The sequence below is a fragment of the Comamonadaceae bacterium M7527 genome, from assembly GCA_021044545.1.
GTDB lineage: Bacteria > Pseudomonadota > Gammaproteobacteria > Burkholderiales > Burkholderiaceae_C > RS62.
Window position 1 is genome coordinate 1,414,910 of the sequence record CP087990.1, and the last position, 17,084, is coordinate 1,431,993.

The following is a 17,084-nucleotide window of genomic DNA, read 5'->3' on the forward strand; positions in this document are numbered from 1 at the left end:
CCATGCAACGTCGAACAGTGTTGGCGCAACTGGCAGCCAGCGGCGCGCTTGCCAGTATGGCTTTAAACAAGGTTAGGGCGCAGGCCGAGCCCAGTGCAGATTTGCTTGTTCGCCGCAAAGACGGCACACAGCAAGCCCTCGGGTTTGAGGACTTGCACAAGCTGGTGCAATACGACCTCACCACCTCGTCGCCGTGGTACGAAGGTAAAACCACATTCAGAGGTCCGCTGCTGCGTGACGTGCTGGCATTGACCCACTTTCAGAGCGACACCATAGTAGCCAAAGCGGTCAACGACTACCGCATCACCATTCCCTACGAAGACGTCGTCAAGTTCAACGTCGTGCTGGCGCACACCGTAGACGGCGAGCGCCTCACCGTTCGTACACGCGGACCACTGTTTGTGATTTACCCCTTTGACCAAATAGCCGACTTGCGTTTGTCGACTTACTACGCACGCTGCATCTGGCAACTCACACAGTTGGAAGAACAGTGAGTAAACGCTACCCACCCCAAACCGAGCCGGCTTGGCGCAAGCACTTAATGCTGTGGGCAGCAGCCCCCATCGTACTTATCAGCTTGGTGCTGACGCCACTGGCGGTGCTGCAATACCGTCAGTACCAAGCGCTAACGCAACAGCCTCAATTTGAAAACGACTCTGTCATCATGCTGGCTTACCAGCTTGAACGCGAGGCGCTTAGGTTTGCGCTGACACTAGAGCAATACACCGCAACCCCGCCCGCCACCACCGCGCAGGAGCTGATCAAGCGATTTGATATTTTCTATAGCCGCGTGAACTTGCTTGAGAACAGCCTTGGCGCGCAGGTGTTGGGGGCCACCAAGGACTACCGCGAGGGCATGCTGGCTGTGCACGACCTCATGGACAACGCTGCGCCCAACTTTTCCAGCGAGGCAGCGCTGCGCGCCACCAGTGCGGCCATGCTGCAGGAGATACGCCAAAAAAACCAGGCGCTGCTGCTGAGCATGGCCAATATCACTTATGCAGCCAACACCGCTGTTTATGTGAACTTTGACGAAAGCTACGCTTTGTTGCGTGAACAAAGCACGCTTATTGTGGTTCTGACTGTGGCCCAAGGCGCCCTGCTGCTCATAGCAGTCATCGCCACAATTGGATACCTGCGACGCAGACAACGCGAGGTGCACGAACTCACAGCGCTGACGCAGGCGCTGCAGATCGCGCGCGACAACGCCGAGGCCGCCAACCGAAGTAAAAGCGTATTTTTGGCCAATATGAGCCATGAGATACGAACGCCCTTTCAAGGGCTGCTGGGCATGATCAACTTGCTGCTGCAAACCCGCCTAGACACGCGACAAAGAGACTACCTCGATACCGCTCAAAACTCAGCCCAGCATTTGCTGGGCGTGGTCAACGATGTGCTGGACATATCCACCATTGAATCTGGCAACCTGCGCCTAAACAACGGCCCAGTGAATGTGGCCGAGTTGGTGCATGAAGTCGCTGACTTGATGCGCGCGCAAGCCAACAGCAAAGGCTTGCAGCTCACCGTCAACCTCGCGCCCGATACGCCTGTCTGCGTGCTGACCGACGGCATGCGTTTGCGCCAGATCATGTTCAACATATTGGCTAACGCCATCAAATTCACCCACGCTGGGCATGTGCAATTTGATGTGGGCCCCATGAAAGAGCCGGGTACTGGCCTGGATATCTGCGTGACCGATACCGGTATTGGCATGAACGCCCAAACCATTGATCGTTTGTTCACACGCTTTTTCCAGGCCGAGGACTCATCCACGCGGCGCTTTCAAGGCACAGGCCTGGGCCTGGAAATTACGCGCACGCTCATACAGCACATGAACGGCACGCTAAATGTCTCCAGCGTAGAGGGCAAGGGCTCACGCTTTCACGCCGTGTTGCCACTGCCTCATGCCGCCGCACCGGACACACACACCAAACCACAGGATTTAACGGCCCAAGCACTGCAAGGTAATGCCAAAACCTTGCGTGTGCTGGTCGCCGAGGATCACCCTGTCAATTTGAAGGTGCTGTCCATATTGCTGGAGCGCATGGGCCACCAGGCCACGCTGTACAGCAGCGCGCGGGACGCCCTGGATGCGCTTGCTGCCCAGCCATTTGATGTGGTTTTGCTGGACTACCACATGCCGGAGATGGACGGCTTGCAAGCCACACAACATATCAGGGCCATGGAGGGCGACATCGCCAACATACCCATTGTGCTGATCACCGCAGACGTGATACAAGACACCCACGCCACAGCCATGCGCGTAGGCGTGACGGCGTTTACGCCCAAGCCAGTTAGCCTGCACGACTTGCAAGCTACGTTTATTGCGTGTGGTTTGCTGGGCGGCACTGACAACGCAACATCAGGTGACGCCACCACGGCTGACACACCACAAGCGCCCAACCCTTCTGAGCCTCCAGTCACCAACAACGCCATGGACATGGACTACACACTATTGAGCACACCACTGATTGATCAAAACAAGTTCGACGAGCTCAAAAGCATACTGCCCCCAGACAATTGGGCCACCATGACCAACACCTTTTTTGCCGAGCCCAACGGTGACCTGCCCACACTCATGCGCCTGCTTCAGACGCCTGCCTCTGACAAGGCGTTGGGTGAACAAGCTCACAAAATCAAGGGGGCAGCGCTGATGATTGGCTTGCAGCGTTTGGGCGACTTGTGCGCGCTGATCGAGCGTCAATGCAATACCCACGACAAGTCGCTGCGACACGCCAGCGCCCGCGCTGCGCTACAGGACACGGGCGCGCAAACCGCGCAAGCCCTTGCCCAACAGTTGAGTTAAGAGTTGCTTGCGGCTGTGTCCTGCTGAAACTGCGCCACCGCTTGCTGTGTCACCACATCGGTACACAGCTCATTGATAAACGCTGGCTTGAGCGTAACGGCGGCAGCACCCAAGCCCATGAGCTTGGCCAGCGTATCGCCAGACTTCACGCTGGCTGCCAACAGGGCCGGACCACCTGCCTGTTGCACTTGCACACAAGCCTGCATCAACGCCCACACATCTCGCCCTGCCGCCTCAAGCCTGCCCACATAGGGTGCAACCCACTGCACCCCCATTTGCTGGGCCCACATCAGTTGCATGGGGTTTGACAAGCCCGTTAGCAATACATCCAGGCCCAATGCCTGCACCGCATGCACAGAGGCCTGCCAGGCCGGATCGCAAGGCAGCTTGATGGTGAGCTGCACACCCGCATGCTGCGCCTGCCGCGCCAATGCACTTGCCAATGCTTTGTTGTCTTGCACGTTATCGCTGGGTACTTGCACCATCAGCGTGGGCATGCCCGCAGCTTGGGCGCTGGCCAGCAAGGCTTGATACCCGGCAAGAGACACTGCCACGCCTGCGTGGTAGGCCAAGCTGGGGTTGGTGGTCACACCCGCTACCAAGGGTGCCCCGGGTGCCAGGGTCCACTGCGCCGCATCAGCACTGTCTATAAATAACTTCATACTTGGTCTGCTTTTAACACCACGTCTTTGCTTGGGAAGAACTGTCCATGCAATGGGATGAGTGAACCGCCCAGCGCGCGCGCATGGGGCCCAACCCGGCCTGCCACGATGCTGGGCACGTGCAGTCCGTCCAATCGGTAATCGCCCAGTTTGAGCTTGGTTTGCGCAATCAACGCGTCAATGAGTGGTCGCCCCAATGAGCCATCTATGACCACCGCATCCAAATCCATAAAGGCCGCTGCACTGGTGGCCGTCATGGCCAAGGCTTGACTGGCTTTTGTGAGCCAAACGCTTGTGTGTGCACTGTAGGCATCACTCATGACGTCCGCATGGTGAACCAAGGCGGGCGCTATGCCTGCGCCCATAAAGGCTTGCTCCAGCTGCCAACCTGAAGCCAGCTCCAGCAACTGCGCTGGCGCCTGTTGCTGACGGGTTTGGACCGTGGTCATGGGCAAGGAGCCAATGGCCCCTGCGTTGCCGCGCGCACCACTGACAAGCTGGCCGTCCAACACCAAACCACCGCCCACAAAGGTACCTACAAACACATACAGGAAATTACGTACGACGCGCCCATGTCCTTCAAACAACTCGGCCAAACAGGCTGCCATGGTGTCTTTGGCGAACACCACTGGCAAATCTGTGAGCCGCGCAACCTCTTGCTGCAAATCGTAGTTGCGCCACAGCAGCAAGCCCGTGCTGGCGTGCTCACCCATGATGTCTACCCATTGGTGCATAGACAAGGGCGCGGTAACACCAATACCCACCACCTTGTTCCACTGTTCGCCCAATTGGGAGCGCGCCAGTTGTAGGCTGTTGGCTATTTGCGCCGTCATGGTGCGCGGGTCTGGATAGTCGTACCGTGTTTCGTGTTGCCACACAGGTTGACCACAAAAGTTGGTAATCATCACCTCCAGGCTTCGCCTACCCACTTGCAACCCCACGCCATACGCACCACTGGCGTTGAGGCTCAGTGGCACCGATGGTTGGCCAATACGCCCTCGGATGCGCGGACATTTCACCACCAGGCCATCTTCTTCCAGACGCTTGACAATAATGGCCACCGTTTGGGTGGACAACTGGGTAACCCGCGCCAAGTCTGCCTTGGGTATTTCACCGTGGTGACGAATGGCCTGCAACACAATGCGCTCGTTGAATTGGCGCATACCACTGTGGTTTGAGCCACGCATGGCTTTGGCATCAACAGTGGTGGACTTGGCATTCATGGCGCGAAGCTTACCAGCACCTCAGTGGTTGACAGCAAGCGCAGTTGGCATTGCGAGCACTGCACTTTCTGCGGAAGGTGCAACGATCAGGCCTTTGCAAATGAGGGCATTGCCATAAGCCGACATTTCACCGCTTTGCACAATAAAGGACGCCTGCTCCAGACGCTTGTAAAACGCAAAGCGCTCTATCGCTTGTGCACACGTTGCCCCCTGCGGTACGGCGTAACTGGTAGCTGCATCGGCAACAGTGGTGGGTGGCGTGTTGGTGCCCAAGCCATGCACCATGGCAACCCTTACCAGTTGCTGCTGCGCTGGGGTTTGATATGCCGCAGGCTTGTGACTGTGATGCATGTAGGCCAGTGGGTGCTCTATGTCATTGGCCAACGGCAGTACAGACAGAACAGCTTGAACCACGCGCGCCAAGCTGTGCCCAGGCAGACGCACCACGGGGCGGCCACTGGCCAGCAAATCAGCCGTAAAGTTCGCGTCCACCACAGCCACCCACTCACCGTGGCCCATTCTTGCCAAGTTTGCCAACAACTCTGGCGTTAGCAAGGGATCCAAGCCTTTTAGCATGTAGCGGCTTCCTCTTGTGGCAACGACGCTGGGTCAATAGCACCGGTAATGAGACCAACGATTTCCTCTGGTGTGGTGTGCGCCTTGAGGCGGCTGCATATGATGGACCTTGCCTAAAGACATAAATGCGGTCGACCAAGTCAAACACCTGGCGCAGGTTGTGACTGATGATGATCAGCGGTACGCCACGCGCTTTAAGCCCACGAATGATGTCCTCGACGCGCGCGGTTTCAGCCACACCCAACGCCGCGGTAGGCTCATCCAGAATGATGAGTTTTTTGGCAAAACCGGCAGCACGCGCAATGGCGACGCACTGACGCTGGCCACCGGACATGCCACGCATAGGCTCAGCCAAGTCTTGAATCTTGACACCTGTGGTCGCCAGCATTTCTACCGACTGCTCACGCATAGCCTTGTGGTTTAGCACCGACAAGGGGCCCAAGTTGATGCGTGTTATTTCACGCCCCATGAAGATGTTGGACGGCACATCCAAGTCTTCAGCCAACGCCAGGTTTTGAAACACGGTCTCAACACCTTGCTGGCGCGCATTCAGTGGCGAATCAAAACGCACGACTTCGCCGTCCAGCAAAATGTCGCCAGACGTGGGCTGCTCTACACCAGTGATCAGCCGCACAAAGGTACTTTTACCCGCACCGTTGTCGCCAACAATGGCCGCATGCTCGCCGGGCATTAGGGTAAAAGCGGCATCCGTCAGCGCCTTAACGCCACCGTAGTGCTTTGTTAATGCGCGCACAGCAATCACGGGTTGTTGCTCAGACATGCCAAATTCTCCAAATAAATCAATCAAGTGCAGCAAGCGTTCAATGGCTCTTGCGTGCGTAAAAAGGGCCTGTAAGAGACCACTACGCCGCAAGAATGCCTGTAATTTGCTACAAAGGATATTAGTAAAACCACTAGGTTTACTTAGTCGCTTTTTTGCGGTTCAATTGCATCAGCCCGCCAACAAGCACTCGCAGTGAGCGTTTAAAGCGGCTGTATTTGTATTTCCCTCAACACAACGGAGTTAGAGACATGAGTATCAAACGCACACTGGGCCGCTTGGCCGTTATCGCAGCCGCTTGCGGTGTTATGGCTGTAGCACAAGCTGAAACAACCATTGCTTACATCACCAACGGCAACACCAACGAAGGCTGGACGCTGATCAACGGTGGCGCAGCAGGCGCAGCCAAAAAAGCCGGCGTGACATTCATCACATTGGCAGCTGAGCAAGGCGAGTTGTCCAAGCAGCTGGCCATCGTGGAAGACATGATCACACGTAAAGTGGACGCCATTGCCATCGCGCCAGTTGACAGCGCCGGTATTGCGCCCGCAGTCACCAAGGCCATGGCCGCTGGTATCCCAGTGGTAGCCGTTGACACCGGTATCACAGGTGCTGACATCACCAGCTACGTGGCAACCGATAACATCAAGGCAGCGAACGTACAAGGCAAGTGGACAGCTTCACAAGTGAAGCCGGGCGACACCGTCATTTACGTTACAGGCGACCAAGGCCAGTCAACTGGGCGTGAGCGCAAGAAAGGCTTTTTGGATGGATTGAACGCCAACGTAAAGGGCGTCAAAGTTGTTGAAGTGCCCACCACATGGGACCAAACCATGGCTCAAAACGGCGTTGAGGCCGCTTTGCGTGCCAACCCCAATGCCAAAGTTATTGCAAACGCATGGGACGGCGGCGCACTGGGTGCCAAAGCAGCCATGCTGTCGCAAGGCTACAAGGCAGGCAGCATCAAAATTGCTGGCTTTGACGGTTCACCCGGCGGTCTGGACATGATGAAAGACGGCTGGCAACAAGCCAACGCAGCGCAAATGTTGGCCAAAATTGGCGCGACTGGTATTGAAACAGCCATCGCTGCAGCCAAGGGCAACAAAGTCAGCAAGCGCATTGATACCGGTAGCTTCCTGGTGTTGCCGTCCAACGTGGACGCGTTTGCCAAGGACTCAGGCGTAGCTCAGTTCATGAAGAAGTAAGCACACGCAAACCCCAGCTTCAACGACCCGCTTGGCGGGTGGTTGAAGCCAATAACCGCCTGCCAAGCAGGTGGTTTGTGCTTACAACGCGACGCTTGTACGCGGCGCAATCTAAACACAAACCAGTTTTAATTTTTACATCGCTCACAGCACCAAGGAAACCACCATGCGATCCATCACTAGACAGGAATGGTACGGCGCGTTTATCGCCGTTATTGTTCTGGCCGTATTGTTGTCGCTGGCGTCGCCTTACTTTTTAAGTACGCGCAACATCAGTAATATTCTGGTTCAAGCCTCTGTGGTGGCCTTGCTTGCGGGCGGTCAAACGTTTGTCATTCTCACTGGCGGCGTTGACTTGGCCGTAGGGGCACTGACGGCATTGTGTGGCGCATACGCAGGCTACATGATGATCAAACTGGGCATTGACCCAGGCACTGCCATACTGGCCGCGCTGGCCATTGGTGCGGCAGTGGGTATGTTCAACGGCTATCTGGTTGCCTACGTTGGTATACCCGCGTTCATCGTGACCCTGGGCGGCTTGACGTTGTGGCGCGGCCTAGCTTTTGATTCAACTGGTGGATTTGACATGGCCGGTTTGCCCGAGCCCTTCCCCACCATTGGCTATGGCGAATTGTTGGGTATTCCCATGCCCATCTGGATTACCGCGGCTTACTTCATGATCATGGCGTTCACGCTGTCCAGCACCAAGCTGGGCCGCTACGTGTACGCCATGGGCTCTAACGAAATGGGCGCACGACAAGTAGGTATCAACATCCGCCGTTACAAGCTGGGCGTCTACGTGATCAGTGGCTTGTCATGCGCTTTGGCGGCCATGGTACTGATGGGCCGTATGGACTCCTCCAGCGGAAAAATGGCGCAAATGTTCGAACTGGACGCCATCGCCGCTGTCATCTTGGGTGGCACTTCTTTATTTGGCGGACGCGGCAGCATCTGGGGCAGTTTGTTGGGCGCCATACTCATCACCATGATTCGCAACGGCATGAACTTGCTTGAGGTCTCACAATTTAAGCAAATGATGGCAATTGGTGCAGTTGTGATCATTGCAGTATGGATTGACGTGTTACGCCGTGGTCAAATGAACAAGCGCTGATAGCCTTTGTTCAACCCACCAACACTCCAAGTCCAACATGCAAGTCACAGTATTAGGCGAAGCGCTGATGGACTGTCTGCAGCAGCCAGACGGTCAACTCAAACCACTACAAGGTGGCAGCCCCTATAACCTAGCCCGCGCCTGTGCCTTGCAAGGCGTGACCACACAATTCCTTAATCCCTTCTCCAACGACGCGTTTGGCACTGGCCTTAAAGCCACGCTGCTACGTGACGGTGTGTTGTTGCCCACGCTGCAGTCACAGCTGCCCACCTCGCTTGCGGTGGTACAAGTGATTGACGGCCAGCCCAACTACGGTTTTTACCGTGAAGGAATAGCTGACCGTGACTACACGCCATCGCAGGTACTGACGCAGCTGAAAGCCATGACACCAGGCGTGCTGCACACGGGCTCGCTGCTGCTGATACCGCCAGAACACCTGAAGGTGAAAGAAATCTTGCAAGGCGCCAAAGCCTTGGGCTGGACCATCAGCATGGATGTGAACATGCGCCCCAGCGTGGCACCCGACCTGCCCGCTTATGTAGAAGCCGTCAAATTACTGGCCGAGCAAGCCGACTGGTTAAAGGCCAGCGATGAAGACCTGGAGATTTTGGGCTATTGCCACGTCAGCAAGGCCAACGCACCAGCACTGTGTGCCCACTTCCCCAGGGCCAGCCGCATCGCGCTGACGTTTGGCGGCGACGGCGCATTTCTAAGCGTCAATGGCCACACCGCGCAAGCACCCGTGCCCGTCGTCACAGTGGCCGATACGGTGGGCGCAGGCGACACGTTTTGGGGCAACTGTCTGGCTGACTGGGCCAATCACCCCACCGACGCTGCGCAGCGCGTGGACATCACACTGCGCAAAGCCATGCAAGCCGCCGCTATCAACTGCACACGCGCAGGCTGCCAGCCACCCAACGCACAAGAACTGGCCAGCGCCGTAACCAACTGACTCAGTAGCAGATCATGGTTACATGCCAACAACGGTATGCAACCCTATGCAAACCACCACATAGCCTGCCTTTGGGCTGTTCGGTGGTTTTTTTATAGCATGGCATGAAACCGTTTTGTAACCAATTCAACATAAAACAATGTAACTGAATTACACTGTGCGGTGACGCGCAAACTATCAGGCATGCGCCCCAACCGGATGACATCCATGACCAATACAAACAACGTAGACATAGTGATTTTTGGTGGTGCCGGCGACTTGGCATTTCGCAAGTTGGTACCCGCGCTGTTCATGGCACACATGCACGACAAGCTAGAAGGCCATACCCGCATCATTGGCGTGGGACGCCAGGCATGGAGCCGCGACGACTACCTCGCGTTTATCAACGAAAAAACCCGCCCCTTCTTGAAAGATGCCTTGAAAAGCGAGGGTGGCGAAGCCAGCTGGAACAGCTTTTTAAACAGGCTGCACTTTGCCAGCGTAGACGTCACCACAGCAAGCGACTACCAAAACCTAGCCGCTTTGAGCGCCAGCGGCGCGCAACGCGTGTACTACCACAGCGCCAAGCCTGTTCACCCAGATTTGTGAGCACCTGGACGGCGCAGGCCTGATAGACGAACAAGCCCGCGTAGTGCTTGAAAAGCCACTAGGTCATGACCTGGCGTCGGCTAAAGCCATTAACGACCAGGTTGCTCAACACTTTGCCGAAAGCCAGATTTACCGCATTGACCACTACCTGGGCAAAGAAACGGTGCAAAACCTCATGGTGCTGCGCTTTGGCAACGCCATTTTTGAACCCCTGTGGCGCAGCCCCAATATTCGCAGCGTGCAAATCACAGTGGCTGAAACCGTAGGTGTGGGCAGCCGCGCTGGTTTTTATGACGAAACCGGTGCCATGCGCGATATGGTGCAAAACCACTTGTTGCAGCTGCTTTGTATCGTGGCCATGGAGCCACCCATCTCGCTTGAGCCCAACGACGTGCGCGACGAAAAGCTCAAAGTATTGCGCTCGCTACGCCCCATGACGGCGGTAGACATCAAACGCGACAGCGTACGCGGCCAATACCAGGCGGGCACGGTAGACGGCGCACCAGTGGTGGGCTACCTCAAAGAAGAAAACGTGCCAGCGCACAGCGCCACAGAAACCTTTGTCTCGCTCAAGGCCCACATCAACAACGCGCGCTGGGCCAACGTGCCGTTTTACTTGCGCACCGGCAAGCGCATGCAGCACCGTCGCTCAGAAATCATTATCGAGTTTGACGACATGCCGTTTTCCATCTTCTCAGGCGCGGCCAACAGCCAGCCCAACCGCTTGGTCATCAGCTTGCAGCCCGAAGAATCTATTCAGCTGCAAATGATGGTGAAAGAGCCAGGCTCAGGCATGAACATGCGCCCCGTCAGCCTCAACCTGGACATGCACACCGCCTTTACAGAGCGCCGTGCAGAAGCCTACGAACGCTTGCTCATGGACGTGGTGAAAGGCCGCCTCACCCACTTTATGCGCCGCGACGAGCTGGAAGCTGCATGGACATGGGTTGAGCCCATTCTTGATGGCTGGGCTTCTTCAGGCGAGCGACCCAAGCCCTACAACGCTGGCACATGGGGTCCTGCGGCATCGTCGGCACTCATGGCACGTAGCGAACACACCTGGTTTGAAGAGTCTTGAATACCGCCTACCCCATGACACTCGATCTACGCGAACACCACCTGGCCAACGCAGACCTATTGGCGCAAGCCTTGGCGGCAGACATTGCGCAGCGCTTGCTTGAAACGCTGCGTCGTCAAACCAGCGCAACCTTGTTTGTATCTGGTGGCAAGTCACCCATTGCATTGTTCAAGGCACTGGCCGCGCGTGCCTTACCTTGGCATGCCATCACCATCAGCTTGGCCGATGACCGCTGCGTGGACAACCAACACCAAGCCAGCAACGCCTTGCTGGTACGCACGCATTTGCTGCAAGGCTACGCGACGGCGGCCAGATTTGTGCCACTGGTGAATGTCGCGCCCAACGCAGCAATGGCTGAGCCCCACGTGCTGGCTGGCAAGGCAACACAGGCCATCAACGCGCTAGGCGGCATAGACGTGCTGGTACTGGGCATGGGCGCTGATGGACACACGGCGTCGCTGTTTCCACAAGCACCACAACTAGACCTTGCGCTGGACCTGACCCAAGCTGCAGGCTGTATTGCCACCAGCCCACAAACCGCGCCTTTTGAACGTGTGAGCTTAAACCTGTCGGCCATTTTGTCGGCCAGGCACATTGCCGTGGCCATTGGCGGTGGTGCTGACAAACACGCGGTCTACGCCCAGCTCAAAGCAGCGCCCAGCAAAGCACTGCCACTGTCCTGCGTCTTGCACCGTACAAGCAACAAGCCCAGTATTGGCGTTTGGCTGAACGCCTAACAGCTGCCGACCACCCATTAGCGACCAACGACAACACACACCATGACCACCACACTACCGGCTCCAGAACTGGCCTCCAGCCCCAGCTTTGCCATACCCGCCATTAACGCCCAAGTCGCTGCGGTGACCGAGCGCATTGCCAAACGCAGCGCAGTCGCGCGGTGACTACGAAGCCATGGTGGCCGCCAGCGCCACTGTGGGCCCACAGCGCAAAGGCATGGGTTGCGCCAACATGGCGCATGCATTTGCCGCCATGCCGGCCAACGACAAACTCATGCTGCGCAAGGAAATAGCGCCCAACGTAGGCATCATCACCGCTTACAACGACATGTTGTCGGCACACCAGCCCTATGAGTACGCGCCAGAAATCATTCGCCAAGCTGCGCGGGCCGTAGGTGCCACAGCCCAAGTGGCAGGCGGCGTACCGGCCATGTGTGATGGTGTGACACAAGGCACAGACAGCATGGATTTGTCGCTGTTTTCGCGCGATGTGATTGCCTTGGCCACCGCAGTTGGTTTGTCACACAACGTGTTTGACGCCACCTTGTGTTTGGGGGTGTGCGACAAAATCGTACCCGGCTTGCTAATGGGTGCTTTGCAGTTTGGCCACTTGCCGACCGTTTTTGTGCCCGCCGGCCCCATGACATCTGGTTTACCCAACGACGACAAGGCAAAGGTTCGCCAGCAATACGCGCAAGGCTTGGTGGGACGAGACGCGTTGCTGCAAGCCGAAGAAGGCGCCTACCACGGCCCAGGCACCTGCACCTTTTACGGTACCGCCAATTCCAACCAGATGCTGATGGAGATCATGGGCCTGCACTTGCCAGGCTCATCATTTGTCAACCCAGGCACAGACATACGCCGCGCCTTAAGCATTGCCGCCACCCAACGCGCGATTGCCCTGGCACAAGACAAGAGCGCGGGGCGCATCACACTGGCCAGCGTGGTCAACACCAAGTCAATCGTCAATGCCATTGTGGGTTTGCTGGCCACTGGCGGCTCAACCAACCACACCATGCACATCGTGGCCATGGCGCGCGCCGCTGGCGTATTGATCAACTGGGACGACTTCTCAGATTTGTCCGCCGTAGTCCCCTCACTCACCAAGATTTACCCCAACGGCTCGGCCGACGTGAATCACTTCCATGCAGCAGGCGGCATGGGCTTTTTAATGCGTGAATTGCTACAAGCAGGCTTGCTACACAACGACGTAGACACCATCGTGGGCCACGGCCTGCACCGTTACGCCTGTGAGCCCTGGATGGATGGCGGCAATTTAAGCTGGCGCAGTCTGCCCTCTGAGTCAGCCGACACCAATGTGGTGCGTGGCGTGGCCAAGCCCTTCGCACCTGACGGTGGACTAAAGGTGTTGCACGGCAATATAGGCCGCGCGGTGATTAAAACCTCAGCTGTCAAGCCCGAGCACCGTGTGGTGCGCGCGCCTGCCGTGGTGGTGCACAGCCAAAAAGAGTTGGCAGACCTGTTTGCCGCAGGCGAACTCAACAAAGACTTTGTAGCGGTGGTGCGCTTTCAAGGCCCGCAGGCCAACGGCATGCCAGAGCTGCACAAACTCACGCCGCCATTGGGTGTGCTTCAAGACAAAGGCTTTCAGGTGGCACTGGTCACAGACGGGCGCATGTCCGGCGCATCAGGCAAAGTGCCCGCGGCCATACATGTGAGCCCGGAAGCCTTGGCCGGTGGTGCCATTGCACAAATACAAAACGGCGACATGGTTGAACTGGACGGCAACTCCGGCGTGTTGCGCGTGTTGGTAGACGAGGCCGAATTTGCAGCCCGTGCACATGCCACCACCGACCTCAGCGGCAATGCACGCGGCAGCGGACGCGACTTGTTTGCCATGTTCCGCCGCCACAGCAGCATTGCCGAAATGGGCGCTTCCCCCTTTTTGACTAAAGTCAAAGCGAAACAATACAACAAGCGAGACACACCATGAGCTACCAGCAACTGCCTGCGTTTGCCAGCAAAACAGTCCCAGTCATCGTGATTACAGACGTCGCCCAAGCCGTGCCCATGGCGCACGCTTTGTTGGCCGGCGGCATTGATGTGATGGAGATCACCTTGCGCCACAAGGCTGGCCTGCCCGCTATTGAGGCGGTGGCCAGGGCCGTACCCGAGATGGTGGTGGGCGCAGGCACGGTCACCACCGTGGCCGACGTTCAGCAAGTCATTGATGCTGGCGCGACGTTTGCCTTGTCTCCCGGCATGACACCAGCACTGATTGAAGCCGTCAAGGCCGCCAACTTGCCATTTGTTCCTGGCGTGATGACGCCTGGCGAAGCCATGCTGGCACGCGAACATGGCTTTGGTCTGCTGAAACTGTTTCCGGCTGCGCAAGCTGGCGGCTTGGCCATGCTCAAAGCCATGGGCGGACCTTTGGGCGACTTGCGCTTTTGTCCAACAGGCGGTGTGTCGCTGGCCAACATGAACGAGTTTTTGGCGCTCAACAACGTGGCCATGGTGGGCGGCTCGTGGCTCACACCTGTTAACGTGGTGGAGCAAGCAGCTCGTAGCGGTGACTGGTCTGTCATTACCAAATTGGCGCAAGAGGCCACTGATAAAGCCCAAACCGCCTGAGTGCGTCCAGCCAGTCGACCAACAAACAAGACCAATCAGACACCCACCATGGCCACCTTCACCGCCCCACAACATACGGCCTCTTGGCAGCAGCTGGCACAACACAATACCAGTGCACATTTGCGCGACTTGCTGCAAGACACACAACGCAATGCAGCCATGCAAATCAGCGCTGCGGGCATTACCCTGGATTTTTCCAGGCAACGCGTCAACGCTGATGTGATGCACACCCTGCACGCGCTGGCCAATGAGCGTGATGTGATGGGCCAAGCTCAGGCCATGGTGCGTGGTGAGCACATCAACGCCACGGAAGACCGCGCTGTATTGCACATGGCTTTGCGCGGCGCGGGCCAAGCCAACGCGCCGTGGGGCGATGACATCAGCGCCCAAGTGCGCAAAGCGCTCAACCACTTTTTGGTCTTTGCAGACAAGGTGCACAACGGTGAGGCTTTAGGCCACACTGGCCAAGCCATTACCGACGTGGTCAACCTAGGTATTGGTGGCTCCGACCTGGGGCCGCGCATGGCCGTGCAAGCCTTGGCGGCGCAAACTGGCAAGGCCGTGCGCGTGCACTTTGTGTCTAACCCAGACGCGTGGGCTTTGCACCAAACACTGAGCAGCCTGGACGCAGCGCGCACCTTGGTGGTGGTGTCGTCCAAAACATTCACCACACAAGAAACACTCACGCTTGCCACCAGCGCACGCGAATGGCTGGTGGACAGCGGCATTGCTGAAGCTGACATCGGCAAGCACTTGGCCGCCGTATCAGCCGCCACCGACAAAACCAGCGCCTTTGGCGTGCTGCCTGAGCGGGTATTTGGCTTTTGGGACTGGGTGGGTGGGCGCTACTCGGTGTGGTCTGCCATTGGTTTGCCATTGGCCATATCTATTGGCAGTGACAACTTTCTAGCGTTTTTAGCAGGCGCGCACGACATGGACCAGCACTTCCTGAGTGCACCAGCGCAACAAAACCTGCCGCTGACCATGGCGCTGTTGGGTGTATGGAACCGTAACTTTTTAAACGCGCCCACACAACTCATAGCGCCCTATGCCTGGCGCCTGGAAAAATTCACCCCGTTTATTCAGCAAATGGACATGGAGTCCAACGGTAAGTCCACGCACATTGACGGCTCACCAGTTGCTACGCCAACAGGCCCGATTGTGTGGGGTGGTTTGGGCATAGACGGTCAGCATGCCTATTTTCAGCTGATTCACCAGGGCCAACACCTGATACCAGTTGACTTTATTGGGGTAGCCCGCGAAGACACGCCGGGGCCACGGTCAACCGAGCACCACCGCGTGACCTTGCTCAACCTGAGCGCGCAAGCACAGGCCCTGGCCTGCGGGCGCAACGCTGCAGACACAGCGCAAAGCCTGCGCGACGCCGGCATAAGTGAAGCCGACGTGGCGCGACTCACACCACACCGCAGCTTTGCGGGCAACGTACCCAGCAACGTGCTGTGGCTAGAGTCCCTCACACCGCATAGCCTGGGTGCACTCATTGCACTGTACGAACACAAGGTGTTTTGCCAGGCAGCCGTATGGGGCATTCACGCCTACGACCAATGGGGCGTTGAACTGGGCAAGACCATGGCCAAAGCCATGGAGCAACACGCCAACACCTGATGCCTACACCCGCAAGTCATACGCTTAGCCGTGTATGCTTGCAGCCTTTACGCCGCAGTGCTGACGCACCAGTTGTCTTGGTATTGCCTGCTCATCTGCCGTTACTTTGTTAACCCTGCCACGCCATGTTTGACTCCCGCAACCATTCACTAGACATGCCACCGGCCTACCCGCGTTGGCTGGGTGACATAGGCGGCACCAACGCGCGCTTTGGTTGGCAGGCAAGTGCGGACACACCCATCACAGACGTACACGTATTGCCCTGCGCCGAATATGCGGGCTTATTCGAGGCGGCTACCGCTTACCTCGAGCTGGCAGGCAAGGCAACCCCGCCCAGCGCCGCATTTGGTATTGCTAACCCAGTCACTGGCGACGCCATTGCCATGACCAACCACCACTGGCGTTTTTCAGTGGACGAATTGCGCGTGCAGCTGGGTCTGCAACGGTTGTTGCTGCTCAACGACTTCACAGCCTTGGCCTTGTCGCTGACCACACTGGCAGACGACAACAAGCTGCAAGTGGGCAGCGGCAGCCCATCGCCAGACGCTGCCATAGGCCTGATCGGCCCAGGCACCGGCCTGGGTGTATCGGGCTTGCTGCCCTTGGGTCATCAAAACAAATGGATACCCATTGCAGGTGAGGGCGGTCATGTCACCCTCAGCGCCACCAATGACGCTGAGTTTGAACTTATCAAACACCTGCAAAAGCGCTACGGCCACGTCTCTGGCGAACGCGTGGTGTCTGGCACCGGCCTGGTAGACCTGTACCACGCCTTGGGCGACTTGCACGGCGGCACGGCACGCGAAATCGTCACCGCCGCACAAGTGCTGGAGCGCGCCACGCTTGAGCCTGGCAGCCGCGCGGTTGAGGCCATCGATTTGTTTTGCGCCTTTCTTGGCAGCGCCGCAGGCGACCTCGCGCTCACGCTGGGCGCGCGCGGCGGCATTTACATTGGCGGGGGCATAGTGCCACGCTTGGGTGAGCGCTTCAACGCCTCGCCTTTCAGAGCCCGCTTTGAAGACAAAGGCCGCTTCAAGACCTATCTTGAAAAAGTGCCTACCTGGGTCATCAACAGCCCAGTTTCTCCTGCGCTGGCGGGTGCCTCACAAGCACTGTCGTTAGCCATCTGGTAGCACCAGAGCTA

General features: G+C 57.5%; 13 protein-coding genes and 2 pseudogenes. 11 read left to right on the forward strand and 4 right to left on the reverse strand.

The features are described from left to right. Positions 1-2: 2 nt before the first annotated feature. Positions 3-494, forward strand: a complete 492-nt coding sequence (locus LN050_06930) for a molybdopterin-dependent oxidoreductase (GenBank protein UFS55568.1) — start codon at positions 3-5, stop codon at positions 492-494. After that, positions 491-2,806, forward strand: coding sequence for an ATP-binding protein (locus tag LN050_06935; protein UFS55569.1), 2,316 nt, complete (start codon positions 491-493; stop codon positions 2,804-2,806). The genes LN050_06930 and LN050_06935 overlap by 4 nt, the downstream gene beginning before the upstream one ends. On the opposite strand, the gene LN050_06940 is transcribed toward LN050_06935, so the two are convergent. Genes LN050_06940 through LN050_06955 form a run of 4 tightly spaced genes read right to left on the reverse strand, consistent with a single transcriptional unit; the run spans position 2,803 to position 6,048 of the window. Further along, the gene (locus LN050_06940) at positions 2,803-3,468 is read right to left on the reverse strand and encodes a hypothetical protein (protein ID UFS55570.1); all 666 of its coding nucleotides are present in this window, start codon (positions 3,466-3,468) and stop codon (positions 2,803-2,805) included. The genes LN050_06935 and LN050_06940 overlap by 4 nt on opposite strands. Next, the gene (locus LN050_06945) at positions 3,465-4,691 is read right to left on the reverse strand and encodes an ROK family transcriptional regulator (protein UFS55571.1); all 1,227 of its coding nucleotides are present in this window, start codon (positions 4,689-4,691) and stop codon (positions 3,465-3,467) included. The genes LN050_06940 and LN050_06945 overlap by 4 nt, the downstream gene beginning before the upstream one ends. A gap of 21 nt (positions 4,692-4,712) precedes the next feature. Beyond that, positions 4,713-5,267 carry an RbsD or FucU transport gene (locus LN050_06950; GenBank protein ID UFS55572.1) on the reverse strand — a complete coding sequence of 185 codons (555 nt, stop codon included), beginning with the start codon at positions 5,265-5,267 and terminating at the stop codon, positions 4,713-4,715. Then, a complete protein-coding gene (locus tag LN050_06955; GenBank protein UFS55573.1) occupies positions 5,197-6,048 on the reverse strand; it encodes an ATP-binding cassette domain-containing protein in 852 nt (283 codons plus the stop codon). Before LN050_06955 ends, LN050_06950 begins: the two co-directional genes overlap by 71 nt. 251 nt (positions 6,049-6,299) lie before the next feature. Between LN050_06955 and LN050_06960 the strand changes: the two genes are divergently transcribed. The 9 genes and pseudogenes from LN050_06960 to LN050_07000 all read left to right on the forward strand — a co-directional run bounded on the left by LN050_06960 (position 6,300) and on the right by LN050_07000 (position 17,073). After that, the gene (locus LN050_06960) at positions 6,300-7,253 is read left to right on the forward strand and encodes a sugar ABC transporter substrate-binding protein (protein UFS55574.1); all 954 of its coding nucleotides are present in this window, start codon (positions 6,300-6,302) and stop codon (positions 7,251-7,253) included. Positions 7,254-7,419: 166 nt separating this feature from the next. After that, complete coding sequence (locus LN050_06965) at positions 7,420-8,364, forward strand: ABC transporter permease (protein ID UFS55575.1); 945 nt, start codon at positions 7,420-7,422, stop codon at positions 8,362-8,364. 37 nt (positions 8,365-8,401) lie between these two features. Next, positions 8,402-9,316, forward strand: a complete 915-nt coding sequence (locus tag LN050_06970; protein ID UFS55576.1) for a PfkB family carbohydrate kinase — start codon at positions 8,402-8,404, stop codon at positions 9,314-9,316. Between the two features lie 198 nt (positions 9,317-9,514). Next, a pseudogene (gene zwf, locus LN050_06975) lies at positions 9,515-10,982 on the forward strand (glucose-6-phosphate dehydrogenase). A gap of 14 nt (positions 10,983-10,996) precedes the next feature. After that, entirely contained in the window at positions 10,997-11,719 is a 723-nt protein-coding gene (gene pgl, locus LN050_06980) for a 6-phosphogluconolactonase (GenBank protein UFS55577.1), read from the forward strand. Positions 11,720-11,812: 93 nt separating this feature from the next. Next, positions 11,813-13,673 (forward strand): annotated as a pseudogene (edd, locus tag LN050_06985) (phosphogluconate dehydratase). Then, positions 13,670-14,314 carry a bifunctional 4-hydroxy-2-oxoglutarate aldolase/2-dehydro-3-deoxy-phosphogluconate aldolase gene (gene eda, locus LN050_06990; GenBank protein ID UFS55578.1) on the forward strand — a complete coding sequence of 215 codons (645 nt, stop codon included), beginning with the start codon at positions 13,670-13,672 and terminating at the stop codon, positions 14,312-14,314. Before edd ends, eda begins: the two are co-directional and overlap by 4 nt. A gap of 48 nt (positions 14,315-14,362) precedes the next feature. Then, positions 14,363-15,940: a glucose-6-phosphate isomerase gene (pgi, locus tag LN050_06995; protein UFS55579.1), complete on the forward strand. Its 1,578-nt coding sequence runs from the start codon at positions 14,363-14,365 to the stop codon at positions 15,938-15,940. A gap of 125 nt (positions 15,941-16,065) precedes the next feature. Further along, positions 16,066-17,073, forward strand: a complete 1,008-nt coding sequence (locus LN050_07000; protein UFS55580.1) for a glucokinase — start codon at positions 16,066-16,068, stop codon at positions 17,071-17,073. The last annotated feature ends 11 nt before the right edge of the window (positions 17,074-17,084 follow it).

Excerpts from the sequence above, each read along its gene's own strand:
- LN050_06930 (UFS55568.1), top strand. The coding sequence starts at position 3 with ATGCAACGTCGAACAGTGTTGGCGCAACTGGCAGCCAGCGGCGCGCTT.
- LN050_06940 (UFS55570.1), bottom strand. The coding sequence starts at position 3,468 with ATGAAGTTATTTATAGACAGTGCTGATGCGGCGCAGTGGACCCTGGCA.
- LN050_06945 (UFS55571.1), bottom strand. The coding sequence starts at position 4,691 with ATGAATGCCAAGTCCACCACTGTTGATGCCAAAGCCATGCGTGGCTCA.
- LN050_06950 (UFS55572.1), bottom strand. The coding sequence starts at position 5,267 with ATGCTAAAAGGCTTGGATCCCTTGCTAACGCCAGAGTTGTTGGCAAAC.
- LN050_06955 (UFS55573.1), bottom strand. The coding sequence starts at position 6,048 with ATGTCTGAGCAACAACCCGTGATTGCTGTGCGCGCATTAACAAAGCAC.
- LN050_06960 (UFS55574.1), top strand. The coding sequence starts at position 6,300 with ATGAGTATCAAACGCACACTGGGCCGCTTGGCCGTTATCGCAGCCGCT.
- LN050_06965 (UFS55575.1), top strand. The coding sequence starts at position 7,420 with ATGCGATCCATCACTAGACAGGAATGGTACGGCGCGTTTATCGCCGTT.
- LN050_06970 (UFS55576.1), top strand. The coding sequence starts at position 8,402 with ATGCAAGTCACAGTATTAGGCGAAGCGCTGATGGACTGTCTGCAGCAG.
- pgl (UFS55577.1), top strand. The coding sequence starts at position 10,997 with ATGACACTCGATCTACGCGAACACCACCTGGCCAACGCAGACCTATTG.
- eda (UFS55578.1), top strand. The coding sequence starts at position 13,670 with ATGAGCTACCAGCAACTGCCTGCGTTTGCCAGCAAAACAGTCCCAGTC.
- pgi (UFS55579.1), top strand. The coding sequence starts at position 14,363 with ATGGCCACCTTCACCGCCCCACAACATACGGCCTCTTGGCAGCAGCTG.
- LN050_07000 (UFS55580.1), top strand. The coding sequence starts at position 16,066 with ATGTTTGACTCCCGCAACCATTCACTAGACATGCCACCGGCCTACCCG.